Raw genomic sequence first — 25,417 nt, 5'->3', positions numbered from 1 at the left:
ATTGCGCGCCTGTCACAGCATGCCCCGCACATCCTTGACGGCAGCGGCCGCATCGGCCGCCAGTTCGCCGATATCCTTGCCGCGCCGCTTGTCGAACCAGCGCACGCAGGCGCCCAGTACCCACCAGGCAGGCAAGCCGGCCGCCACCATCAGCGGCGCGGCGATAAATAAAAATCCCGTGGCCGGGTCGCCGCCATACAGGCCCGCCACGGTTTTCGCACTGTCGAACAGGCTGGGCCACCACGACAGCACGGCGGCCACCAGCACGGGGCCGAGAAAGGTGGAAATGATGATGCTGGAACAAAAACGAATAAATGCCTCCTTGGTGGTTTGGGGCCACATGAACATGAAGCCCAGCGACGTGGCGGCGGCGCCGGCCAGCACGGGCACGCCAAACAGTTTGATCAATGCGCCGCCGGCGGCGGTGGTTTCGAGGGCCATGGTTGCCTTTCAGGTGGTGGAAATGAAAAAACCCGCCGAAGCGGGTTTGTGGTGACGATGAATGATATGGACTAGGACGCCTCGAGCGCAGCAAGGCGCGCCTCTGTTCTGGAGATACGAGCCACGAGGCCACGGGCGATAAACAGATTGAGCTGATCGTTGCGCAGGGAATACAGACTACCTGCCTCCCTGATGACCACTTGCGTTGCCTCCACGGCCTCAGCTGCAGGAACAACGACATTCCCATCGGCATCGGTAAAAGCAGGCTGAGGGGGCACGGCCGGCAGATAACCCAGCTCCTCCTGCCACTGGTCGAAACAGATGAATCCGTATTCGAACGGATCGAGTCCATGCTGCTCCATGATGGCAATGATGCCCTGGACCGTGCCGCCGACGTGCCGGCGAGCATCCGCCCCTTTGGCCTGGATCGACTCCAACCACTTGTAAGTGCCGACACTTTCAGCGATGGTCTCCGCCGCACTGATCTCAGCGTCTGTCATTGGGCGGATAGGTGTCTTCATCCTGGCGTCCGAGGTATTGATGGCGCCTGTAACGGCATATACGGTGGTGTATCTGGATGCGGGCGCGCCAAGGGACAACACGCTATCTGACGTTGGGTACAACTGTTGCGGATTAATGGCGACGATATCGCTTAACACGCCACCTTTTCGCAACTGAAATGCGAACGTAGAATCCACGGCACTGTTATTGCATAACATCCGCCCACACAGGCCATTGGCGTTATACGAATCCCATATTGAGGGATTCAGGCCCGAGGCCTTCGCAGAGAAAACGCCGTATCCGTTTTGTCCCTGGGAGATAATTTCAGTTGACCCCCCGGATGTTACCGTCAACGTAGGAGAATTCATCGCTACTGAAACTAAATTGCTGAACGTCATCACCCCGGTATCCGCTACACGGAATCGCTCAACCGAATTTGTAATCATTGACAGTGTGCCTGCTACAGGCGAGTACAGGCCATACCCGCTGGCACCGATCAGGTACCCGACAGTCGACCGCACTGGTCCTGTGAATGAAGGGTTGGACTTCGGAGCCAGTAAATTCATTGCCTCCTGCTGGAGAATACTCACGGGTTTGTTAGCATCAGATGTATTGCTCACTTTATCCAGGGACGCTGCATTTGCCTTGAGGTCCAGCGCTTCCTGCTGCAAAAGGCTGATCGGTTTATTCGCGTCGGCTGTATTGTCCACTTTACTCAGGCCCACATCGTTTTTGCTGCCTGACGTGGCCACCGCCGCAAACTGTGGTTTACCAGTAATGCTGCCCCAGGTCGGCACATATGAGCCCGGCAGGGCGTCAGTAATGCCATAGCCAGCCAGCGTCGTCGCGCGTGCCGCTTTTTTGGTATCCAATTCGGCCAGAGCCGCCTGCACGTTTGTCGCAACGATGCCACCCGCCGGCGTGCTTGCAACTTGCGACGCCACGTTCGTCGGAATCGTCACCCAGGCGCCAGCCTGGAATACGCGCAGGCAGCCGCCGTTCAGCACCGTGTCCCAGTAGGTCGCGCCGGCCAGCAGCGCACCGCCATTATTGTCAACGTCCGGCGGAAGCGCCTTGGCGCCAAGATAGCGCACTTCAAGCGATTTGAGCGCTGCCTCCGCCTTTGAGGCAGCGATGGCAGCAGTACCATCCGACTCTGCCGCCGCAGCGGCTGCAGCCGCCGAAGCAGCAGCGCTCGCGGCCGCCGCCGCGGAATTCTGCGGGATATCAACAATATCCTTCGCCTTGGCCAACTGGTTCAGCTGATAGATCAGATCCTGCTGGCCGTATTTAAAAGCATCAGTCATTACAGCTCCTCGACTTCAATGGTAGTGGTATATGCCTGGAAAGATGGCGTGGTGATGGCGGCCAAGTTGGCCAGGCGCCCATACACCTGGTGAGTCTGCTCGAGCTCGACGTCGTCGCTGTCCGGAAACAGGCTGACAAATAGCGGATGCGACAGACCATTCCCGCGCACGATGCGCCACAGCTCGGCTCGATCCAGTGGCGTCATGTGGTCGAGAGAAATCGACAGTTTTCGGTACAACGCACCGCGCTCGACTTTCTGCTCGCCGGCGCCATTGCGGTACTGACTGCTGGTATCGCCTGGCGTGACGCCGGCGCCGTAAGATGCGTTCTGCTCGGGGCTCCACCAGGCGCCGGCCACCAGGCGCGCAGCCTCAATGTAGCCGGCGGGGTTGTCGGGGTCGACCAGGTCGATCACCAGTTTTTTGACGCTGCGCATCTGGAACCAGCTGCGGCCATACGTGCCACCTCCGTAGCTGAATGCATTCACACCGAGGGGCAGCGCCCCCCAGTTCCACATGCCCAGTCGCGCGTACTCGCATGCCGGCACGGTGCCGATATCGAAATCGGGTACGGCATCCCCTGGCTCGACGTAGCCGCGCACGCGAATCGTCGCCGTCGGCGTCAGGTTGCAAAATGGCAGAACCACGCCGCCGATGATCTCGGGCGTGGGCCAGGTGGCCGTAATGGTCAAGGCCTGACCGAGCGAACGCAGCACGTCATACTTGCCCTCGTGCTGCAGGTTGGCCGGCCCCAGCGCGCCAGCCTGGCTGGACGCGGTCAGCACCGCCCGGTCGCCGGCGTTGTCATGGATGATGCGCAAGTTGTTCATACGTCACTCCGCGCTGGCCAAACAATGGCCTCAAGTTCTTCAAAGGAATTCGCTGCCGCGATCTGCTGGCGCAAGTGAAGGCCAATGGCGAATGCCTCGGCAACTTGCGCCCCCAGAGCTGCGCCAACGGCGATCATGCCGGCAGCATCGAGCGTCAGGTGGGTGTTATTTGATAAGGTCCAGTCAATGCTGTATGGCCGGCCGGCAGCCTGCGCCATCAGGGCCAGCTGCGTCGCACCAACTATGCGATCCTTGTCTGCCTGGTACACGACGCCATCGCACGCGAAATCCGCAGCTTCAGCCATACAGCGTGCCGCCTTGATGCGATCCCAAGTGCGCGCTTTGACGCCATCCAGCGTTCTTGCATCTATCCACATGTCTGCCGCCACATCATATTCGTGATATTCGCTGGGCTGGGGCGGTATCGTTTTTCCTGTGCGCTCGTTTGTTTGAGTGCCGTCACTGTTAATAATTATTGTTCCCATTAAAAATTCCTTGCGATCACAATCGCCTGACATTGTTTAACATAAAGCTTGCCCATATTCGCAGCGGTAAGGTATGCATTGGTGCCGGAAACACCGAACTGCACGGTGTCACCCACGTTGATATCCAAGGTAAGTCCGTAGACCGTTGCGGCAGGAGCATCGCCATCCTGCCGCTCCTGGACTCCGCTCAACCAGAGCCAGTTCCCGCTATTGATGCGATACCAGATGCTCAGTTGATCGTCGACCACCGCCGTGCAAACGATTGAAAAAAAGACTCTGCCAGAGCGGATACGGAGCGCGGCAGGCCACCCTGGAGCGTTGTGCTTGAACAGCACTTCCAGATTCGTAAATACGGCAGCAGAATTGAGCGACGAAGCTTCAACAAATACTCCGGATGCGGACGATTGCAGGGAAATCGATGGATAACCGGGTTCGAAAAATGCCGTTGCAGCGGAGGCAGTGCCAACAGACACACGTGCAGACGAAAGATCGCCAGAGAATGTACCTTTCACAGCGTCCAGCTCACCGGAAAATTTTCCTTTGGCTGCATCCAACACACCGGCAAAGCTGCCCTTCGCCGCTTTTAACTCACCGGTGAAGCTCCCATCGACACTGTCCAGATTGCCGCTGAAAACGGCGCGGCCATTAATGATGGAAAAGCCAGGCGCATAGATATTGCCTGCCGCATCGATCTGCACATACTTTCCCAGGCCCGGATTGCCAAACAGCAATCCACTCTCGCTCAGATGAAAACCGCTACCGCCATTGCTTGGCCATGCATAGGCATTGTTGGGATAACCACTACCGCCGTGCAGCGTCGCGCTGTAAATATCGCCGGCAGTAACTTTGCCGAGATCGGCGGAAATCGCACTCAACTGCCCCACCTTCAGCGCATTCAGATACGGCGCCGCCCACTTGGTCGTGCCGCTGGCCGGATTGAAAATACCATCGGACCGGTACAACGATTCACCTGCGCCAAACAGCGGCGGCGAACCCTCCCACACCGTGCCGGCGCCCCAGGTGTCAATTGGCGGGAAAGATGCATCGCCCTGCGTGCTGAGCGTCACCGGGGCGCTGGCCAGCGACAGCAGCGTAGTCTTGCTGTAGGCAACGCGAGCAGAATTGCCCGTCACGCCATCGAAAATCTTGCTCACCGTCTGGCTGGCCGTGTAGGTCAAACCGTCAGCCACAATGGTCGCCGTGATCGTCACGCTGTCGCCCACCATGCCGGCATACGCCAGGCTGGCCACGTTGCCGACGCGCGTCAGCACGCTGGCATTGCTGGCGGTGAACGCCACCTGGCCCTGCATATTCACCAGGCCAGCCGTGAAATCGATGCTGGCAGGAGCGGCAATAGTCGTGGCGGCCACCTTGAACGCCTGTGCAGTCGCCGCCAGCAGCAGCACGCGGTCGTTGGCCGGTGCGAAGCGCGGCACGGTACTCATGATCAACCTGTCGCGCTCCCCCACAATCGCGCTCATACGAGCACCCCCACCGTCACCCGGCCCGTCAGCCAGAAGCGCGACAGCAGCACCACCACGCCCGGCACGCCATCCTGCAAGCCAAAGCGCTCGGCGCGCAGTTGTACGGGCTGCCCCAGTTCCAGCATCATCATTTCGGGTTCTCCATCGAATTCGTAAATGGTCCGCGGCACCTTGTTCAAGGCCAGGCGCCGCTGCGCTTCCGCGCGGGCGTCGGCCCGCGTCTTGAGGCAGGTATCGATCTGCGCCGGGTCGTCGGAAAGGCGGTAACGTGTGCGCACGGCTTCATCGACCACCGTTTCGGTCAGCCATTCCGTGGCATACAAATCCGCATGCGCGGGCGGAATGCTGGTCATCAGGCCGGCCTGCAGCGTGTAGTTGCGGTCAAAGCCGATCTTCACGGCCGCCGTCACGGGCAAACGCTGAGCGGGACGCAGCGAGCGTTCGCGCATCTGCTCCAGACCGATCGCCACCGGCACGCCGGCGGCCGGCAATGCGATCTGCACCAGGCGCAGCTGGCCGGTGCGCGACATCAGCGCTTGCGCGCCCACGCTCGCCGCCAGCTGCTGGATGGCCTGCGCCTGGTTCGTGCGGTCCGCAACATACAGCCCCACTGGCTGCGGGTGGGCCGCATCGAAGGCAGCCAGGTTGTCCATATCCAGGTCCGCCACGGTAAAACGGTCGGCCGCCTTGCCGTAGGCCGTGGCGATGCGCTGCACCAGCGGGGCGATGCGCGGCGCATAACCGCCGCCCTTGTCGCCCTGCACGCTGGCCGTGATCGTGGTGGAAAACGGGTCAGTCGTCAGATTGAAGCGCCCCGTCTGGTCATTCAAGCCCACGGCAATCGGCTTGCCGTTCGTGCGCACCTCGAACGTCGATTCGACCGCGCCGAGAAAACCATATTCCAGGGTGGCGGGATTGGTCAGCAAGGGCGCCACGTTGTGGCACTCGCCAAACGGTATCGGCAGGATGGCGTCCTTGTTGGGCGTCGTGCCGCCCAACTTGGCTTCGGAGATCGGCGTATTCAGGCGCTGCAGCTTGTCGCGCAGCACCAGGTTGACCGACTCGCGCCCCGCACTGGCGACGTCGGCGATGATGCCGTCGAAGACCAGCTGGAAGTCGGCCCGCGGCCAGGAAGGATCGCCGGCCCAGGCCTTGATCGGCCGGTTCATCCAGACGTCATCCAGCCAGCCATCGAGAGCCCCGTCGGCGTTATCGAGTTCGATATCGCCGCCCGACAGCCCCGCCTCGCCGGACAGGCTGACCTGTTCCGTGAAGGCCAGGCCGCCCTTGGCCAGCGGCAGGTACGCAGTATTTTCCGGCACCTCCTGCGGGCCGGTCACGTAGGGCCGCGAAGCGATATACCGCGTCACTTCGCTGCCGGCCATATTCACTTGCGCCTCGATCAGCACCATGCGGATGGCCGACGGGCTTTGCAGCCATTTCTGAAATTGCGCATCGGTCATGCATATTCTCCTTTCACCGCATTGGCCCAGGCGGATGCCCGGGACGATTTGTCCACGCCATCGACCACCGTCCTGGCGGCATTGGCGTTCGATTCAAAGGTGGCCTGGATGGTGGCGCCCGTTTGCGCCCGCTGGTCGGCGCGCAAGCCTTCCAGTTCCACGCGCATGGCCTGGTTGTCTTCGCGCAGGCCGCGGATTTCGGCGACCAGGACGTCGGAGCCGACGTTCGCCGCCGACGAGTAGCGCGCGGGGTCGAAGACTGCCGCTGCAACAGGGGAAGTCATCGCTGCCAGCGCGGCGATGACGGGAGGATTACCGAGTTGCACACCCAGATCCGCCGCACCGCCCATCGCCGCCCGCAGGCCGGCAATGGCCTGCGCCACCTTCAGCACGCTGTCGTTAATCGTGATCAAGCCCGATACCTGGGCATTGAGTGCATCGAGGCTGGCCTGCTGCACGTTGACCTGCGCCGCTGCCCATTTCAACGCTTCCTTGTTCGCTTCCACCACGCGGGCATAATCGGCCGCATAGCGGGCGTCGGACGCATTGACCACTTGCGATGCCGTCAAAAACGCCTGTTCGGCGGCAGACAAGCCCGATTGCGCCGTCGCGTCGCCCGCATTCGCGGCCGCCAGTGTCTTCTCGAACTGCGCCCGCGCCTCGGCGTACTTCTGCTCCGGCGTCAGCGTCGACTGGGCGCCCAGCGCCAAGCTGGAATTGAGCCCGTTCAAAGTCGTCACCCACGATTTCGACTTCTCCAGCGCCGACTTGGCCGCCGCCGATTCCGTCTCGTAGGCTTTGGCCAGCGCATCCTTCGCGCTGGTCACCGCCTTGACGGCCTGTATCTGGTCGAACAGCCCCCGATTGACTTCGGCAACGCTGCTGCGTTGAGCAGCCAGCAACTGCGCTTCCGTCTTCGTCATTTCGTTCAACTGCTGCTGCATATCCTTGCGCTCGCTGGCGATATCGCTGGCTGTCTTGCTCACTTCGGCGAGCTCGCCGGTGGCGGCGCTGAGGTCGGCCGCATAGTCGGCCGCCTTTTTGAACGGCTCGGCGATGGCAAGCAGCTGCACATACATGTTCTGGCCGGCGACCGTGTTCAAGTCCTGTGCCAGCACCAGCGCCTTGAATTGCTCGCTCGTCGTCACGCCGGACTGTCCCATCGCCGCCATCGCGCTGCGCACCGATTTGGTGATGGGATCCATCTGCTCGGCTTCGCTCAGGAAGTTCTGCACGAAGAAGCTGGTGCCGCTGGTCAGGGTATCGAGATCGCCAGCCGCGTTAATCAGGCTTTCGCTCAGGGCCACGGCGGCAAGACCGGAGCTGTTGAACGACTTGCCCAACACGGCCAGCACGTCCGTCACCTGCATGTAGTTGTTGGCCACACGCGCCAATGTTTCCAGGTAGCCCTCGCCCACGGCCTGGTATTTCTCCAGGCCGCCCACGCCGAACTTGGCCATGTCGTCGCCCAGCTTCGAAAAAGCCGCTTCCAGCGCCTTCTGTACTTCTTCGCCCTTCAAATCCTTCAGGCTGATCTTGCCCAGGCTGACGACGAAGGAATTCAAGCGCGCCGTGAAGGCATCGCCGCCAATACCCAGCAAGTCGGCAGCCGAAACGATGCTCGTGCGCAGGCCCAGCACGATTTTGGTAAACTGATCGTTCGTTTCTGCGCCCATGGCCGTGAGGTTCGTGGACTTCTTGTCGCTGGAAAACCAGCCGCCGGACTTCTTGATGTCGACATAGGAATTCACATTGAAGCCGGATTTTTCCAGCGCGCCAAGGCTTGACGAGTTGGTCACGATGCCCACATCCTGCACCGTGGTCTTGCCGCCAAAGATGCTGCTGACGACATTACCGATGAAGCCGCCGCTGGAGCTGCCTTTGGTTCCCAATGCGGACGTCAGGATGTCCGAGCGTACCAGCAAGCTGCCAAGACCACCGATCCCCGACACGATCTGCTTGAGCGAGACCACCATGGACGAGGAATACGCCAGGCCTAGGCCGGAGTTTTTCTCCATGATTTCCAGGCTCTTGGCGATCGATGCCGATTTCGCGGATGAATCGCCGAGCACGGTGCCAGTGCCGTTGGCGGCCTGGCGATCCTTGGCCGTCGTGTCGACGCCGCCACCGCCGCCGCTGAAGGCGCCGCCCAGCACGGCGGCAATCGCCGCTGCCGCTGCAGCATAGCCCCACGGCCCCATGGAGCTCATGAAGGACATGAACACGCCGGGTACCTTGGCCGCATTCTGCGCGGCCTGACCAGCCATTACCGCGCCGGTCTCTGTCGCCTGCCCGACAACCACGCCAGCGGCGGACGAACCCGAGACAAACAGGCTGGTGGCCAGTTTTTGCAATTGGCCGGCCATTTCCACCGCCCGAAACGCTTTTTCGGCCCCTTCCATCAGCTTGTAGCCCGCGCTGTTTTCCTTGAAAAATCCCTTGGCCGCACCCGCCATGTCACGATAGCCCTTGATTTGCGCCTGCGCGCCATCTTCGCGGGCCTTCGCATACGCAGCGTCTTTTTTGGGTTCATCGTTGCCGGCGTCCTTGAGCCCTTCTCCCAAGGTGCGCTGAACATCACGCTGGGCCTTCTGATAATCGGCAAAGGCCGTGCCCAGCTTGCCTACCGCCGCCCCAGCCTTGCCGAAGGCTTTTTCCAGCGCGTCGCCCATGGCCTTGGCGCCATCGACCATGTCTTTCCACGTTTTTTCATCCGCCGCCTTGGCATCGGCACGGTTCTTGGTCTCTTTTGCCTTGGCCTCCTCATCGCGTTTCTTCGCCGCCGCTTCTTTTTCCTGGCGCGCCGTTTCCTCCAGTTGCGCCAGATCGGCGTTGACTTGCTGCTGCACGCGCACCTGCGCCGCGCCTGCTTCGGCGATCTTGTTGGCGTTTTCCTGGCGGCCCTGCGCCGTCTTCGCCTGAAAACCTTTTAATACGTCGGCTTGCTGCTGGTAGGCCGCCACCTCAGCCGCACCACGCGCGCTGATGGCCATGCGGCGGGTCGCAAAAAACTCATCCTCGCTCAAGGCGCCGCCCTTGCGGCGCGCTTCATCGAGCTTGGCCTGCTGGTCATAACCTTCGGTCTTGATGCGCAATGCGCTTTGTATCGCCTGCAGCTCACCTGCCAGCACGGCGTCGCGGGGATCCGAGCCAGCCGCAGGGGGCGCGGCAACCTTGGCAGATCCCGCAAACGAGGCGTGCACTTTCTGCCGCAACTCTTTCTCCTTTTCGGGAGAGACGGCGACACCGCCGGCCCTGGCATTGGCAAAGGTTTCCTCGAGCTTCTTTATTTCCGCGCTCTCACGTTCCGCCTTGGTGACATAGCGCTTCTGCATTTCGTCCAGGTCCTTCACAGCCTGCTTCGAGTCGGCATTGCGTTTCGATTCCGCCTGATCAGCCTTCGCCTTTGCTTCCAGCTGCGTCTGCTTGCTCATTGCCACTGCCAACGCCTTGGCCTGCTCCTGCTCGAACTGTTGCATCTGCTCGCCAGTCAGACGTGCCGCCGGGTGCGTGCCGGGAACCAGCTGGCCGGTACGGCGCACGTCGGCCGTGCGTTTTTTGATTTTTTCAATTTCGTCTTCCGGCGTCTCCTCGCGTCCGATGGAACGCATGCCATCCATGAAGCTGGACCAGAGATTCTTGCTGCCTTGCAGCAAGGTGCCGATCATGCTGAGCTTTTCAGCCCGTTTTTGCAGACCCGCGTTGATCAAGTCGCTCGCCACGACCATGGCTTCCTGCGTCTTGCCTTCCTTTTCCAGCGCGGCGATATGCGCATACTGCGCGCCCGTCAGGATGTTGTAGTTCTTATCGTGCGTATCGACCCAGTTGGTCACGCCATCGGCCATCGCCGCGAAGTCTGCAGCCACGGCGCCGGCCGATTGGCCATTCATTTGCGCCATCGTGACGGCCGCGGCACCTACGGAATTAAGCGCTTCACTGGTAAACTGCCCCGTTTCCACCAGAGTCTGCAAGACCACGCGCGTATCACCCAGGCCGCCCTGGCTGGCATCGGAGACCGACGCCACCATGGTGTTGAACTGACCTTCCGTGATGCCGGCGGCATTGCCGGTCAGTTCCAGGGCACGGGAAAACTTGTCCGATTCCAGCTGGCCCTGCACGAAGGCCTCCGCCACGAACGCCGCCACGTCGGCGGCCATCTGCAGCACCAGCAGCGGCCCCGCGCCCAGGCGCTTCATGGCCAGCTCCGTCAAGCCGGTGGCATTGGCCATCTCGCCCAGGCCATCCTTTATTTGCCCGATGTCGGCGTTCAATCCCCCTGCACCGATCTTGGCCGAGGCCTTGGCAAAGCCATCGACCGCCTCCATTGCCTTGAGCAAGCCGTCCGCAGCATCGCTGCCACCTTTGCCCATGGCAACGTTCATCTCGGTCGCCATGCGGGCCGCTTCAGCCTGCGCGCGCACCCGTGGTTCGAAGTTGCGAAACTTGGTGCTGGCTTGCTCGGCCTGTTCGCCTGTCTGTTTACTGGCGGCAGCCAGGTCATTCACCGCCTGCGTCCCCGTCTTTATCTCCGCCGTATTCACGGCAATCTTTAACTCAGTTATCTCTGGCATGTTTGGCCCATAAAAAAAGCCGCGCATGGCGGCCGGGTTGAAAAATGCGGGTCAGCCCACCGCATGCTGGTGCGACAGGAACAGCGCGTCGAGCTGGTCCAGCAGCTGGTGCTCGAACGGCTCGATGGCGATGCCGTGGCGCGCCTGCCAGGCGAGGATTTCCGTGCTGGCGATGGGGTTGACGGCCATGCCGTTCTGCCGCTTGCGGTTCAATTGCGCGAACCATTCCCACACGTGGGCCAGCTCGAACGGCATGGGCGGCGCAGCTTCCTCGGGCGGCGCGCGGAACAATGGATGGCGCCGGGCCGCATCGATATGCTCCCCCTTGGCATGGCCATCGGCCGCCCGCGCGCCGCGCTCGAACTGGTGCCCGGCGTAGCGCAGCAGGCTGGCCGTCAGAGTTTCAAAAAATTCGACTCGTTTTCCAGCGCCGTGGTCACTTTTTCCTGCCAGGTCGGGTATTTTTCAAAGGCCGCTTCCAGCAGCGCCGGATCGAGGGGTACCGGTGCGCCGTTGCTGGTGAAGCCGTACCAGCCCGTGACCACGGCCAGCGCCAGGCGTTTCTGGTTGCCGTCGATCGCTTGCACCAGCAGTTCCGCGCCTTCGTCGGTGGAGGCATCGATGGCCGTCTTGCGGCGCGCCGATTTTTTATAACCTTCGGCGCGCACGGCGTTGTTGGCCAGACGGTATTGCTCGCTGTTCTTGCCGACGATGGTCAGGCCGGCCACCGCTTCGCCGTCCGCGTCGAAGATGACGGGCACGTCGAACGTGACGGGCGTGGCAGCCGCATGGATATTGCCGATGTCGAAACCTGCCTGGATTTTTTGTGCGTTGTTCATGTGTGCTGCTTTCTGTATGAAGTAAAAAGTAAAAGGCCGCCCTCACGGCGGCCCCGGGTCAAGCGTCAGCCGCTTACAGCGCGCTGTCCTGGATGCTCAAGGTGGTCGCTTCATGCTGCGCATCGGCGCCCTTGTAGCGCAGGACGTCGAAGGCGCAGGTGACGATTTTGTTTTTCTCGCCATCGTCGATCTTGGCCGACGTGATCTTGATGCGGCCCATGGCCAGCGCCAGCACGTCGGCGGTTGGCGCCGTGCCCGACGCCATGGCGTAGGCCAGCGGGATTTCCATCTCGGACTTGAAGTAGTCGAGGTAGGTGGCGTCCTGCAGCAGCACCGTGAACTGGCCCGAGCCCATCACCTTGCCGCGCGAGGCGGCCGTGGCGTACTTCGAGCCGATCACCGGGTCGACCTTGACCTGGCCGTCGAGCGAGACGGACATGCCGGTGCAGATCTGCGACGGGATGCCGTTCACGGACAGCATCGCCGTGGCGCCCGAGAACTTGCCGGTGCCCGGCGCGGCCAGCGGCGTGGGGAAGTACGGCACGGCCGTGGTCGGGCCTTCCGCCTTGCCCATCAGGGTGAAGTCCAGGCTGGTGATGCCGTTCGGCTGCACGGCGATGTCCATCTTGCTGACCAGCTGATCGACGAAGCTGCGGTGCACGCCGATCTTCGGGTCCTGCACTTCGGCCGTGAACCAGTCGGTGGTGTGGCCGCTCAAAGGGGTGAAGCTGCGCTTGCCCACGGCCGCCAGGCCGACCGAGTCGCCGGCCGCCTTGACGATCATGGCCGAACCGTCCATGAACTGGCCATTCAGGTTTGTCGCCGTCACCGACGTGACGAAGAAGTTCTTCGCGTTGTTGGCGGCGGCCGGCGCCGTCATGCCGGTGATGCGCACCACGCTGCCGGCGCGGAAACCCTCGGCCAGCCAGGAACCGGCGCTGCGCGTCAGGCCGGAGGCGGCGGCAGCGATGGTGGTTTGCGCGACAGCGACGCCGCCGGCCGTGAAGTCGCGGCGCAGCAGCGCTGCCATCAGCGGCGCGTAGGTGCCGCACGCCGCTTCGGCCTTGATGGCACCCGTGGTGCGGAAATTGCCCAGGCGGGTATCGCCCTGCTGCTGGCTGGCGTCGATTTCGGCGCTCGCGTATTTGTCCGCTTCCGTGTCGAAGGTGGCCGTCACGCGGGGATAAATCTGGCCGCCGCCGGCGGCGGCCTTGCTGCCTTCGGCGCTTTGTTTGCTGATAACGATCAAGCTGTCGATGCCGTTTGCTGTCGATGCCATAAGTAATACCTTTCGTGGGATGAAAACCGCCGGGGCGGTCTTGTGGGAGAAACTGAAAAATGGGAGATGAAACGAAAAAGCCCGCACGCGGTGAGGCGGCGGGCTGGCGTCCGGATGGCATGGGGCCATGCCGGACGGAAGATGGGCGAAGGGGCCATGAAGGCGGTTCGCTGCGCTGATTTCTCCTATCGGTGTCGCGCCGAAAGCGCGTCTATTACGAGTGGAGAAGCATGTGGTCCTGCGGTGTTGCCGGTGTTGCGGTGTTGCTGTTGCTGCGTGATCGAGACTCTATTGTAGGGGCATTTTTTTCAGCGTCAGGCATATTGCAAAAAACTTTTCAGTGACCCAGGCGGCGCATGGCGCGGGCCCCGTGCGACTGGAAGATGCCTTCCAGCTCGCTGACCATATCCTTGATGCGTTCGAGCTCGAAGCCGCCGGAGCAGCTGATGGCCGCTTCGCCGGCACCGTGGCACGCCTTGCAGACGACCGGTGCGCCCGCCTGCATGGCGGCGACGACGCCCGTGCCGTGGCAAACCTTGCATTTGCTGTCGAGCCAATGCGCGAGCGACGCTTCGGCCACGCGGCGGTACAAGGTATTGGCGGCCTGCGCATCCCAGGCCGTCTGCGCCTTGACCCAGCGCCGCGCGCGGCCCTTCTGCGTCACGGCCGCCGTCCAGGCGCGCAGCAGCTGCGCCAGGTTGCCGGCATTGCCCTCGAACAAGCGGCTGACGGTGCCGTCCGCGTATTTGACGCGGCACAGCAAGGCGCCCATGTCGCCGGCCAGCGCCGCGGCCGCGATCACGTCCAGGTCGTGGTGGACGGCATCGTCGCGCAGGTTCTGCGACGACAGCGATGCGATGAATTTTTCTGCAAACCCCATGATTTTCTCCTCGTTGATTCTTGTCTTAGTTTTCCCGCGCCGGCCCGAACAGGGCCGCCACCAGCGGATCGCGGCGCGCCGCACCGCGTGGCCAGCTGGCCGTGCGGCGCACCTGCGGCGGCAGTTCGGCCCAGCCGTCGACCTCGTCGTCCTGCTCGCCCAGCGCGTACAGGGCGGGCCGCTGGCGTCCCGGCTCCGTGCAATGGCGCTGCGCCAGGTGGATCTGCCCCATGCCGCACATGTGGCGCAAATAGCGGCTCATGGTGCCCGCGTCGAGTCCCAGCAAGGCGGACAACTGCGCCGCGCTGGCCTGGCCCTGCTCGCGGATGTACTGCGCGATGCGGGCGATATGCAGCTGCGACTTCTTGCTGCGTCCCTGTAACTGGCGCCCCTGCCGCGGCGCCGCCCTGCTTTCAACCGACTGACTGCTGTTCAACATCTGCCTGACCTCCCGTGGTGTCGCCAACCGGCAAACGCTGTAGTGCGTTTGCGACAGGCAACGAGTGGACTTTATCAATCGCTAATGTTAAAGTCAAGCATTTGGTAATTTATCAAACGGTAAATTTCAGGTTTAATGTGGAGATGAATATGTATCAATACAGACGCGACCGCCTGCTGGCCCTGATCCGCGAGCACTACGACAACACGCGCAAGAAAATTTCCGACGTCAGCGGCTGGAGCGAGGCGCGCATCTCGCAAATCCTCTCGCCCACCTACCGCGAGGGACGCGCGTTCAGCGAAAAGATCGCGCGCAAGCTGGAAGCGGATCTGCAGCTGGACAGCATGTACTTCGACCAGGGCGCGGCGCCCGACCAGGCGGCCATGGCCGCGCGCGCGCTGGCCGGCGTGCAGCCCGTGGTCGTGGAAGATGGCGAAGATGAACGCTTCTACCCGATCCGCAAGGTGAAGCTGCGCCTGTCGGCCGGCATCACGGGCTTTGCCATCGAACCGGAAACGCACGACGGCAGCACCATCAGCGTGCCGCGCAGCTGGGTCGAGCGCAATGGCTACCACCCTGAAAAACTGGTGGCGATCAAGGTCAAGGGCGAGAGCATGGAGCCAGCCCTGTACGAGGACGATGTGGTGATCATCAATACGGCCGACAACCGGCCGGCCGACGGCATCGTGTTTGCCATCAATTACGAAGGCGAACCGGTGGTCAAGCGCATGGCGCGCGACATCGGCGAATGGTGGCTGACATCGGACAACCCCGACCAGCGCAAATACCACCGCAAGCTGTGCCGCGGCAATGAATGCCTGATCGTCGGCAGGGTCGTGCGCAAGGAAAGCGACCGGATCTGAGAACGAAGTTTATCGATTGATAAACTTCATTATCATCATGGCGCTTAAGCCAGCGCTGCCTGGATCTGCTGCAGCGATGCCGGGTCATCCATCGACGTCAGGTCGCCCGGGCTGCGCCCTTCGCAGATGGCCTGGATCGAACGGCGCAGCAGCTTGCCCGAGCGCGTCTTCGGCAGCTGCACCACGAACAGCACGCGCGCGGGCCGCGCCACGGCGCCCAGCTGGCGGTCGACCACGGCCATCACTTCGCGTTCCAGCGCCGTTTTCGCCTCGACGCTGTCGAAACCCCGCGGGTCCTTGAGGATCACGAAAGCCATCGCCACCTGGCCTTTGAGCTTGTCTTCCACGCCCACCACGGCCACTTCCGACACGTTCGGATGGCTGGTGATGCTTTCCTCGATTTCGCGCGTGCCCAGGCGGTGGCCGGCCACGTTGATCACGTCGTCCGTGCGGCCCAGAATAAAATAATAGCCGTCCGCGTCGCGCACGCCCCAGTCGAAGGTCGAATACACTTGCCGTCCGCTGAAGGTGGACCAGTAGGTGTCGACGAAACGAGAGTCGTCGCCGTAGACCGTCTGCATGCAGCCGGGCGGCAGCGGGCCTTCCAGCACCAGCACGCCCTTCTCGTTGGCGCCGCACTCCTCGCCCGTCGCCTCGTTGAGCAGCTTGACGCGGTAGCCGTACATGGCCTGGCCGGGGCTGCCCAGGCGCGTCGGCATGTCGGCAATGCCCTTGGCCACCGAGAGAATGGGCCAGCCCGTCTCCGTCTGCCAGTAGTTGTCGATGATGTCCACCTTCAGTTCGTCGGCGATCCACTGCGAGGTGGTTTCATCGAGCGGCTCGCCCGCCAGGTACAGGGCCTTCAGGGAAGACAAATCGTATTTGCGCATCAGTTCCACCGGGTGCTTGCGCAGCACGCGGATGGCCGTCGGCGCAGAGAACATGCGCGTGACCTTGTATTTTTCAACGATGCTCCACCAGATGCCCGCATCGGGACAGATGGGCAAGCCCTCGTACAGGATGGTGGCCATGCCGGCGATCAGCGGGCCGTAGACGATGTAGGAGTGTCCCACCACCCAGCCGATATCCGAGGTGGCAAAGAAGGTTTCGCCGGGCTTGCCGCAGAAGTTGTACTGCATCGACGACGCCAGCGCCACCGCATAGCCGCCCACGTCGCGCTGCACGCCCTTCGGTTTGCCCGTCGTGCCCGAGGTGTACAGCACGTACGACGGCTCGTTCGATTCGAGCCAGGCGACGGGCACCTGCGCGTCCAGGTGCTGTTCGCGCAGGGCCGCGTAATCGACGTCGCGGCCAGGCGTCCGTTCCATCGGCACCAGTTGGCGGTCGACCAGCAGCACGTGCTGCGGCTTGTGCGCGGCGATGCGGATGGCTTCGTCGAGCAGCGGCTTGTAGGCAATCGCCTTGCCATTGCGCGAACCGGCATCGGCGGAAAATACCATCTTGGGCTGCGCATCGTCGATGCGGCTGGCCAGGCTGTTGGCGGCAAAGCCGCCGAACACCACGGAATGCACGGCGCCGATGCGGGCGCATGCGAGCATGGCAAACGCCGCTTCGGCGATCATCGGCATGTAGATCAATACCCGGTCGCCCTTGACCACGCCCAGCGACAGCAAAATGGCGGCGCAGCGCTCCACTTCGCGCTGCAGCTCGCTAAAGCTGTAGCTGCGTTCCGTGTTCGTTTCGGTGGAAATGGCGATCAGCGCGGCGGCATCGCCCTGGCTGTCCACCCAGCGGTCGACGGCGTTGTGGCACAAATTCGTAGTGCCGCCGACGAACCATTTGGCGAAAGGCGGGCGGGAATAATCGAGGACCTGCGAAAACGGGGTATGCCAGTCGATCTTGTCGGCTTCCTCGCGCCAGAAAACGTCAGGCGTGTCGATCGAGCGTTGATAAAATGCTGCGAAATTCATGTCTCCTCCGGTAGGCGTGCAATCTGTGTTTTTTTGTTCGTGCATGTTCTGCTTATCTGTTCATCTGCTTCCTCCAGTGTGGCTATGCTGTGTGGCGAGCAGCTGCCTTGAAAACAATGCCGGCTGCGCCGCCGCGCAACTGTTGCGTTCCTGCGCGATCCGCGCGCGGTTTTCCTCGAGGCTGGCGTCATCGAGCGGCATGCCAAACTGCCCATCGCCAGGCGCATGATCCTGCGGCGACATCACGCGCTGCAGCACGATATCGCCCAGCGCCTTCTTGAAATGTCCGGCCTCCCAGTACCAGCGCGTGGCCGTGCCGCGCTCATTGGCGGCGGGTATCGGCTCGCAGTTGTATGCGCCATAGCCGCTGAAATCAGTGAGGGAAATATGCGCGTGCGGGTAGCGCGCCTTGACCGCGCCAATTTCCCGCACCAGCTGTGCTTTCCATACTTCGAACAGGGGCCACAGCCCGGCAGCCTCGAACATGGCCAGCATTTGCGCGTGATACGGATAGATCACCAGCTTGATATCGGCCTCGGTGGCCGCCATCGCCAGCAAAAAGGTGCGCAGCAATCGAAAGTCTTCGGTGGCAAGGCTCCGCGTCGATTTGCGGCGCAAGCTGGCGGCGCTTTCCTGCGCCCGCTGCGTGAACATCTTGTGGTAGCCATCCCGGCGCGCATGGGCGCCGTACTCCAGCAAGGGATTGAAGCCATCGGCCGACAAGGTGGCCGCCTCATCGTCGTGCTGAATGCGCAGCGTGTGCACGGCATCCTTGACGGAGGCCAGCGAAAAGAGCGCATCGAAGCGCCAGAACGCGCGGCCATGCGCCGGCGCGGCGGCCGCTGGCGCCGGACGTGCGGACGGTGCGACGGCGGGATTGAGAAAATCGATGAATTCCATGCCCACGATGACCGTGCGCGGCTTGACGCCGGCCTGGCGCAGTTGCGCAAACTGGCTGGCGGATGTCGCCAGGCCCGTGCCCGGAATCGCCAGATTGTAGCCGGCGCCCAGCGCCGACAAGGCGCTGGCGCGCGGATCGAAGCCGATCTCCGCGCGCGAATTGCCGAGGATGATGAAGCGCGGCTGCCTGCGCAGCGCATGTTCCTGCTTGATCTGGTTCTGGTAGCGGCTCAGGCCCGGCTTGACGGCATTGAAATTATCGCGCCGGACGACGCCATACAGGCCATAAGGGTCGACAACGAAAACGAAGGCGCCCACCAGCACGGCGCCCCCCGCCAGCACCAGCGCCAGTACGGCCAGATAGGATTTGAAAGGGGATGCCGTCATGATGCGCCCTCTCTAGAATTGAAAATACAGGAATTCAGCGGGCCGGTTCAGGGCCAGCATGCTCGCCAGCGCGAGCACGGCGATGGCGGCCGCCCACGCAGGCGAGGCGCGCCAGGTGAGCCAGGCGCGCAGGTGTCGCCCACCGGCAGGAAAATCCAGCGCCGGATCAAAGTGGCGCATGATCTGCTGCGTATTCGGCATGGAAAAAGTAATCAGCGCTGCCACCGCTATCCACGTCCAGCTTTCAATGAACACCGTGCCGCCGCCCAGGTAATAGCCCATGCCCATGGCGGCCAGCACAGACTGAAGCGGCAGCAAATGGGGAGCCAGCGCATCTGGCAAATCCAGGCCAAAGCCGCCCGCCATGCCTTGGATGATTGTCAGGGCGGTTGCCATGTCGGGTGCGCGAAAGAAGACCCAGGCGACGCAGACGGCAATGAAAGTGAGGACCGTCGCCAGGATGTTGCCAACGCGCGTATCGGACGGCAGGTGCAGCTTGCGCGTCACCGTGCTCCAGGCCTTGTGGATCGCCAGGTAAGCGCCATGCAGCGCGCCCCAGACGATGAAATTCCAGCCGGCGCCATGCCACAGGCCGCCCAGCACCATGGTGATCATCAGGTTCAGGTAGCGCCGCACGGGCCCACAGCGGTTGCCGCCCAGCGGGATATACAGGTAGTCGCGCAGGAAGCGCGACAGGGTCATGTGCCAGCGGCGCCAGAATTGCGCGACATTGCGCGCTTTATAGGGCGAAGCAAAATTCAGCGGCAGCCGCACGCCAAATAATCTCGACAAGCCGATGGCCATGTCGGAATAGCCGGAGAAATCGAAGTACAGCTGGAAGGCATACGCGAGCACGCCAGCCCAGGCGATCAGCAAGGATGGCGCGGCGGGATCACTGAACAAGGGCGCCGAATAGGCGCCGATATTGTCGGCAATCAGCACCTTCTTGGCCAGGCCGATGAAAAAAATCGTGCTGCCGATGGCGATATTGCTGGCCGACAGGCGGAAGGTACGCCGGTCGGCGAATTGCGGCATCATTTCCTTGTGATGCAAGACAGGACCGGCAATCAGATGCGGGAAATACGTGACGAACAGCAGATAGTGGACGAAGCGGCTTTCCTGCGCCTTGCCCTTGCAGGTGTCGACCAGGAAGGCGATCTGCGTAAACGTGAAAAACGAGATGCCGACCGGCAGAATCACGTGCAAAGCGGGAATTGGCTGCGCCAGCAATTGCGCCAGACTGGCAACGAAAAATCCCGCGTATTTATAGTAAGCAAGCAAGCCGAGGTTGGCGGCAATGGCGGCAGCCAGTATCCATTTCTTGCGCGGCCGGGGGCTGGTCGCCAGCCAGGCCGCGCAGCCATAGTTAAAGACGACGGAGCCCAGCAACAGCGGCAGGTAGCGGTAATCCCAGTACGCGTAGAAGAACAGCGACGACGACGCCAGCCAGGCGGCAGCCCATAATTCGCTGCGCCGTCCCAGGATGAAAAAACCGGCCACTGTGATGGGCAGATACGCGAACAGGAAGACGTAAGAGTTAAATAACATCAGTTCACCCGTCGGGAAGTATGGGAGGTCGCCAGCGTCTGCGCTGCACGCATCGCGGCTGACGCTCCCCCATTTTCCTTGTCGCTCAGTTTCTTTGCTAGCAGAAATATCAACTGATCTGCCTGCGCATCGGCCTACCTGGCCTTAAAACGCGTCGCCGGGAATGCGCACGCTGCCTTCCATCAGCACGCGCGCGCTGCGGCTCATGATGGCCTTGGTGACGCGCCATTGGCCATCGACCTGCTGCGCTTGCGCGCCCACCGTCAGGGTGCCCGACGGGTGGCCGAAGCGCACCGAGTTGCGGGGTCCGCCGCCCGCTGCCAGGTTCACCAGGGTGCCGGGAATAGCCGCCGCCGTGCCGATGGCAACTGCCGCCGTGCCCATCATGGCGTGGTGCAGCTTGCCCATGGACAGAGCGCGCACGAGCAGGTCGATGTCGCCCGCCTCCACCTTTTTTCCGCTCGACGACACATAGCCGGCCGGTTTGGCGACAAAGGCCACCTTCGGCGTGTGCTGGCGCTTCGCCGCTTCATCGAGATGGGAAATCAAACCCATGCGCAGCGCGCCATGCGCGCGGATGGTCTCGAAGCGGGCCAGCGCGGCCGGATCGCCATTGACGGCGTCCTGCAGTTCCGTGCCCGTGTAGCCGATGGCGTCCGCATCGACGAAAATCGTCGGGATGCCCGCGTTGATCATCGTGACTTTCAACACGCCGATGCCGGGCACGTCGAGGTCATCGACGAGATTGCCGGTAGGGAACATGGCCGAGCTGCCACCATCGCCGCCCTCCTCGTCCGCGGCCGGATCGAGAAATTCCAGCTTCACTTCGGCGGCCGGGAAGGTCACGCCATCGAGTTCGAAGTCGCCCGTTTCCTGGACTTCGCCCTGCGTCATGGGCACGTGGGCGATGATGGTCTTGCCGATATTGGCTTGCCAGATGCGCACCGTGGCGATGCCGTCGGCAGGCACGCGGGCGGCGTCCACCAGGCCGCTGGCGATGGCGAACGAGCCGACGGCGGCCGACAGGTTGCCGCAGTTGCCGCTCCAGTCGACAAAAGGCTTGTCGATCGAGACCTGGCCGAACAGGTAGTCGACGTCGTGCTCCGGCTGCGTACTTTTCGCCAGAATCACCGTCTTGCTGGTGCTCGACGTGGCGCCGCCCATGCCGTCGATCTGCTTGCCGTAAGGGTCGGGACTGCCGATCACGCGCAGCAGCAAGGCGTCGCGCGCCGCGCCCGGCACTTGCGCGCTGGCGGGCAAATCCTGCAGACGGAAGAACACGCCCTTGCTGGTGCCGCCGCGCATATAGGTGGCGGGGATCTTGATTTGGGGTACGTGGGTCATGAATTTTCCTGGAAGAGGTAGGTCGGATTAGCGTGGCTTAGCCACGCGTAATCCGACACATTGTTGGCGCGTTTCGGCAGATAAGGTCGGATTACGCGCAAGCGCTAGTCCGACCTACCGTTACGCGGCTTTCGAAGATTCGAGGAAATCCTGCGCGAATCGTTGAAGAACGCCGCCCGCCTCGTAGATCGACACCTCTTCCGCCGTATCGAGGCGGCAGGTGACGGGCACTTCGACCTTGTCGCCGTTCTTGCGGTGGATGACGAGGGTCAAGGTGGAGCGCGGCGTGCGCTCGCCCACGACGTCGTAGGTTTCGCTGCCGTCCAGGCCCAGGGTCTTGCGGTTCACGCCAGGCAGGAATTCCAGCGGCAGCACGCCCATGCCCACCAGGTTGGTGCGGTGGATGCGTTCAAAACCTTCGGCCACGATGGCTTCCACGCCCGCCAGGCGCACGCCCTTGGCGGCCCAGTCGCGCGAGGAACCCTGGCCATAGTCGGCGCCGGCGATGATGATCAGGGGTTGCTTGCGCTCCAGGTACACCTCGATGGCTTCCCACATGCGCGAGATTTTTCCTTCCGGCTCGATGCGCGTGAGCGAACCGGCCTTCACTTTGCCGTCCTCGATGACCATCTCGTTCTTCAAGGTCGGATTGGCGAACGTGGCGCGCTGCGCCGTCAAATGGTCGCCCCGGTGCGTGGCGTAGGAATTGAAGTCTTCCTCGGGCAAACCCATCTTCGCCAGGTATTCGCCGGCCGCGCTGTCGAGCATGATGGCGTTCGATGGCGACAAGTGATCCGTCGTGATGTTGTCGCCCAGGACGGCCAGCGGACGCATGCCTTTCAAGGGGCGCGCGCCTGCCAGCGCGCCTTCCCAGTACGGCGGACGGCGGATATACGTCGTCTGCGGACGCCAGTCGTACAGCGGGCTGACCTTGATGCCGTCATCCGCCTGCGCGGCGAACATGGGGATATACACCTTGCGGAACTGCTCCGGCTTGACGCTGGACGCGACGATGGCGTCGATTTCCTCGTCCGACGGCCAGATATCCTTGAGCAGAATCGGCTTGCCATCGGCGTCATGGCCCAGCACATCCTTCTCGATATCGAAGCGGATGGTACCGGCGATCGCGTAGGCCACCACCAGCGGCGGCGAGGCGAGGAAAGCCTGCTTCGCGTACGGGTGGATGCGGCCGTCGAAGTTGCGGTTGCCCGACAGGACGGCCGTGGCGTACAGGTCGCGCGATACCACTTCTTCCTGGATCACGGGGTCGAGCGCGCCCGACATGCCGTTGCACGAGGTGCAGGCGAAAGCCACGACGCCAAAGCCCAATGCTTCGAGTTCCGGCATCAGGCCCGCTTCCTGCAGGTACAGTTCCACGGTTTTCGAGCCGGGCGCCAGCGACGATTTGACCCACGGCTTGCGCGTCAGGCCCAGGCGGTTCGCATTGCGCGCGATCAGGCCGGCCGCGATCATGTTGCGCGGGTTGTTCGTATTGGTGCAGCTGGTGATGGCGGCGATGATCACGGCGCCGTCCGGCATCTTGCCCGGCTCGTTTTCCACCACGCCGGAAATCCCGCGCGCGGCCAGTTCCGACGTCGGCACGCGGTTGTGCGGATTCGACGGCCCGGCGATATTGCGCACGACGGACGACAGGTCGAAGCTCAAGACGCGCTCGTACTGCGCGTCCACCAGGCTGTCTGCCCACAGGCCCGTCTCCTTGGCGTACAGCTCCACCAGTTTCACCAGTTCGTCGTCGCGGCCCGTCAGCTTCAGGTACTTGATGGTTTGCGCGTCAATGTAGAACATGGCGGCCGTGGCGCCGAATTCCGGCGCCATGTTGGAAATCGTGGCGCGGTCGCCCAGGGTCAGGTGCGATGCGCCTTCGCCGAAGAATTCCAGGTAGGACGAGACGACCTTCTGCTTGCGCAAAAATTCCGTCAGCGCCAGCACGGTGTCGGTCGCCGTGATGCCCGGCTGTGGTTTACCCGTCAGCTTGACGCCGATGATATCGGGCAGTCGCATCCACGAGGCGCGGCCCAGCATCACGCTTTCCGCTTCCAGGCCGCCCACGCCGATGGCGATCACGCCCAGCGCATCGACCATCGGTGTATGCGAATCCGTGCCCACCAGGGTGTCGGGATAGGCCACGCCATTTTGCACCTGGATCACGGGCGACATGCGCTCGAGGTTAATCTGGTGCAGGATACCGTTACCGGGCGGGATCACGTCGACGTTTTTAAACGCTTTCTTGGTCCAGTCGATGAAGTCGAAACGGTCTTCGTTGCGGCGGTCTTCGATGGCGCGGTTCTTGGCGAAGGCGTCGGGGTCGAAACCGCCGCATTCGACGGCCAGCGAATGGTCCACTACCAGCTGCGTGGGAACCACCGGATTGACCAGGGCCGGGTCGCCGCCCTGGGCCGCGATGGCGTCGCGCAGGCCGGCCAGGTCGACCAGGGCCGTCTGGCCCAGGATGTCATGGCAGACGACGCGGGCGGGAAACCACGGAAAATCGAGGTCGCGGCGGCGTTCGATGAACTGGCTCAGCGAGGCGTTCAGGGTGGCCGGGTCGCAGCGGCGCACGAGGTTTTCGGCCAGCACGCGCGAGGTGTAGGGCAAGGTGGCATAGGCGCCTGGGGCGATCGCATCGACGGCGGCGCGCGTGTCGAAGTAGTCCAGCCCTGTTCCCGGCAAGGGTTTGCGGTACAGGGTATTCATGGGGGTACTCATTGCGGTGCTCATTATTTACGGTCCTTGATTGGCACGAATTCCAGGTCTTCCGGGCCGACGTAGTTGGCGCTCGGGCGGATGATCTTGTTGTCGATGCGCTGTTCGATGATGTGGGCAGCCCAGCCCGAGGTGCGCGAGATGACGAACAGAGGCGTGAACATCGCCGTCGGCACGCCCATCATGTGGTAGGACACGGCCGAGAACCAGTCCAGGTTCGGGAACATGTTCTTGATTTCCCACATGACCGATTCCAGGCGCTCGGCGATGTCGAACATCTTGGTCGATCCCGCTTCCTGCGACAGCGAACGCGCCACTTCCTTGATGACTTTATTGCGCGGGTCCGAAATCGTGTAGACGGGGTGGCCGAAGCCGATCACCACTTCCTTGTTGGCGACGCGTTCGCGGATATCCGCTTCCGCTTCGTCGGCATTGTCGTAGCGCTTCTGGATGTCCAGCGCCACTTCGTTGGCGCCGCCGTGTTTCGGGCCGCGCAGCGCGCCGATGGCGCCCGTGATGGCCGAATGGATGTCCGAACCCGTGCCGGCGATGACGCGGCTGGTGAAGGTCGACGCGTTGAATTCGTGTTCCGCATACAGGATCAGCGACGTGTGCATGGCTTTTTCCCACGACGCCGACGGTTTTTCGCCGTGCAGCAAGTGCAGGAAGTGGCCGCCGATCGAGTCGTCGTCCGTTTCCACTTCGATGCGCTTGCCGTTATGGCTGTAGTGGTACCAGTACAGCAGCATGGAGCCGAACGACGCCATCAGGCGGTCGGCGATGTCGCGCGCGCCCGGTGCGTTATGGTCGTCTTTTTCCGGCAGGGTGCAGCCGAGCACGGACACGCCCGTGCGCATCACGTCCATCGGGTGGGCGGCGGCGGGCAGCGCTTCCAGCGCCGCTTTCACTGCCGATGGCAAGCCGCGCAAGGATTTCAGTTTGGCCTTGTAGCCTTTCAGTTCGGCGGAAGTCGGCAGCTTGCCGTGCACCAGCAGGTAGGCGATTTCCTCGAATTCGCAGCTGTCGGCCACGTCCAGGATGTCGTAGCCGCGGTAGTGCAAATCGTTGCCGGTCTTGCCGACCGAGCACAGCGCCGTGTTGCCGGCGGTGACGCCGGACAGGGCGACGGATTTTTTAGGCTTGAAAGTGGCGGCTTGCGGTGCGGTCATTGTATTCTCCAGATTGAATAGTCTCGGGTGCG

19 protein-coding genes are annotated in these 25,417 nt (G+C 62.6%); 1 reads left to right on the top strand and 18 read right to left on the bottom strand.

Translation table 11 applies throughout. The annotated features are described in order from the left end of the window. Positions 1-12: 12 nt before the first annotated feature. From AC1RBA_RS00685 to AC1RBA_RS00630, 12 genes are all read right to left on the bottom strand, one after another. Positions 13-441, bottom strand: a complete 429-nt coding sequence (locus AC1RBA_RS00685) for a hypothetical protein (protein WP_070313495.1) — start codon at positions 439-441, stop codon at positions 13-15. A 71-nt stretch (positions 442-512) separates the two neighbouring features. Beyond that, positions 513-2,249 carry a tail fiber domain-containing protein gene (locus AC1RBA_RS00680; protein ID WP_070289672.1) on the bottom strand — a complete coding sequence of 579 codons (1,737 nt, stop codon included), beginning with the start codon at positions 2,247-2,249 and terminating at the stop codon, positions 513-515. After that, positions 2,249-3,079 carry a hypothetical protein gene (locus AC1RBA_RS00675; protein ID WP_070289671.1) on the bottom strand — a complete coding sequence of 277 codons (831 nt, stop codon included), beginning with the start codon at positions 3,077-3,079 and terminating at the stop codon, positions 2,249-2,251. Before AC1RBA_RS00675 ends, AC1RBA_RS00680 begins: the two co-directional genes overlap by 1 nt. Beyond that, on the bottom strand, positions 3,076-3,564 hold the full coding sequence (locus AC1RBA_RS00670; RefSeq protein ID WP_070220928.1) for a DUF4376 domain-containing protein: 489 nt from the start codon (positions 3,562-3,564) through the stop codon (positions 3,076-3,078). Before AC1RBA_RS00670 ends, AC1RBA_RS00675 begins: the two co-directional genes overlap by 4 nt. Further along, complete coding sequence (locus AC1RBA_RS00665; RefSeq protein ID WP_492416017.1) at positions 3,564-5,045, bottom strand: hypothetical protein; 1,482 nt, start codon at positions 5,043-5,045, stop codon at positions 3,564-3,566. Before AC1RBA_RS00665 ends, AC1RBA_RS00670 begins: the two co-directional genes overlap by 1 nt. Next, positions 5,042-6,511 (bottom strand): hypothetical protein, encoded by a 1,470-nt coding sequence (locus AC1RBA_RS00660; RefSeq protein WP_492416016.1) that lies wholly within the window; start codon positions 6,509-6,511, stop codon positions 5,042-5,044. Before AC1RBA_RS00660 ends, AC1RBA_RS00665 begins: the two co-directional genes overlap by 4 nt. Then, positions 6,508-11,082 carry a phage tail length tape measure family protein gene (locus tag AC1RBA_RS00655; RefSeq protein WP_492416014.1) on the bottom strand — a complete coding sequence of 1,525 codons (4,575 nt, stop codon included), beginning with the start codon at positions 11,080-11,082 and terminating at the stop codon, positions 6,508-6,510. The genes AC1RBA_RS00660 and AC1RBA_RS00655 overlap by 4 nt, the downstream gene beginning before the upstream one ends. Positions 11,083-11,133: 51 nt before the next feature. Next, positions 11,134-11,373: a phage tail assembly chaperone gene (locus tag AC1RBA_RS00650; RefSeq protein WP_492416013.1), complete on the bottom strand. Its 240-nt coding sequence runs from the start codon at positions 11,371-11,373 to the stop codon at positions 11,134-11,136. 104 nt (positions 11,374-11,477) lie between these two features. Next, positions 11,478-11,921 (bottom strand): hypothetical protein, encoded by a 444-nt coding sequence (locus tag AC1RBA_RS00645; protein ID WP_070220938.1) that lies wholly within the window; start codon positions 11,919-11,921, stop codon positions 11,478-11,480. A gap of 73 nt (positions 11,922-11,994) precedes the next feature. Then, positions 11,995-13,200: a phage tail tube protein gene (locus AC1RBA_RS00640; protein WP_492416011.1), complete on the bottom strand. Its 1,206-nt coding sequence runs from the start codon at positions 13,198-13,200 to the stop codon at positions 11,995-11,997. Between the two features lie 337 nt (positions 13,201-13,537). Further along, a complete protein-coding gene (locus AC1RBA_RS00635) occupies positions 13,538-14,080 on the bottom strand; it encodes a DnaJ-like cysteine-rich domain-containing protein (protein WP_034783962.1) in 543 nt (180 codons plus the stop codon). 25 nt (positions 14,081-14,105) lie between these two features. Beyond that, on the bottom strand, positions 14,106-14,519 hold the full coding sequence (locus tag AC1RBA_RS00630) for a FeoC-like transcriptional regulator (protein WP_070289663.1): 414 nt from the start codon (positions 14,517-14,519) through the stop codon (positions 14,106-14,108). A gap of 149 nt (positions 14,520-14,668) precedes the next feature. Between AC1RBA_RS00630 and AC1RBA_RS00625 the strand changes: the two genes are divergently transcribed. Beyond that, positions 14,669-15,382, top strand: a complete 714-nt coding sequence (locus AC1RBA_RS00625) for a S24 family peptidase (protein ID WP_070220944.1) — start codon at positions 14,669-14,671, stop codon at positions 15,380-15,382. Between the two features lie 44 nt (positions 15,383-15,426). On the opposite strand, the gene AC1RBA_RS00620 is transcribed toward AC1RBA_RS00625, so the two are convergent. The 6 genes from AC1RBA_RS00620 to prpC all read right to left on the bottom strand — a co-directional run bounded on the left by AC1RBA_RS00620 (position 15,427) and on the right by prpC (position 25,385). Further along, a complete protein-coding gene (locus AC1RBA_RS00620) occupies positions 15,427-17,313 on the bottom strand; it encodes a propionate--CoA ligase (RefSeq protein ID WP_492416010.1) in 1,887 nt (628 codons plus the stop codon). Between the two features lie 60 nt (positions 17,314-17,373). Continuing rightward, positions 17,374-18,600, bottom strand: coding sequence for a hypothetical protein (locus tag AC1RBA_RS00615; RefSeq protein ID WP_492416009.1), 1,227 nt, complete (start codon positions 18,598-18,600; stop codon positions 17,374-17,376). Positions 18,601-18,612: 12 nt separating this feature from the next. After that, the gene (locus tag AC1RBA_RS00610) at positions 18,613-20,148 is read right to left on the bottom strand and encodes an MBOAT family O-acyltransferase (protein ID WP_492416007.1); all 1,536 of its coding nucleotides are present in this window, start codon (positions 20,146-20,148) and stop codon (positions 18,613-18,615) included. Positions 20,149-20,292: 144 nt separating this feature from the next. Beyond that, entirely contained in the window at positions 20,293-21,492 is a 1,200-nt protein-coding gene (gene prpF / locus AC1RBA_RS00605) for a 2-methylaconitate cis-trans isomerase PrpF (RefSeq protein WP_409028396.1), read from the bottom strand. Positions 21,493-21,612: 120 nt separating this feature from the next. After that, complete coding sequence (gene acnD / locus AC1RBA_RS00600) at positions 21,613-24,207, bottom strand: Fe/S-dependent 2-methylisocitrate dehydratase AcnD (protein WP_492417154.1); 2,595 nt, start codon at positions 24,205-24,207, stop codon at positions 21,613-21,615. Between the two features lie 23 nt (positions 24,208-24,230). Beyond that, on the bottom strand, positions 24,231-25,385 hold the full coding sequence (gene prpC, locus AC1RBA_RS00595) for a bifunctional 2-methylcitrate synthase/citrate synthase (RefSeq protein ID WP_070313487.1): 1,155 nt from the start codon (positions 25,383-25,385) through the stop codon (positions 24,231-24,233). Positions 25,386-25,417 lie beyond the last annotated feature (32 nt).

This window comes from Janthinobacterium sp. GW823-FHT03B06, assembly GCF_058796955.1.
This window is presented reverse-complemented; position numbering and strand designations above follow the sequence as displayed.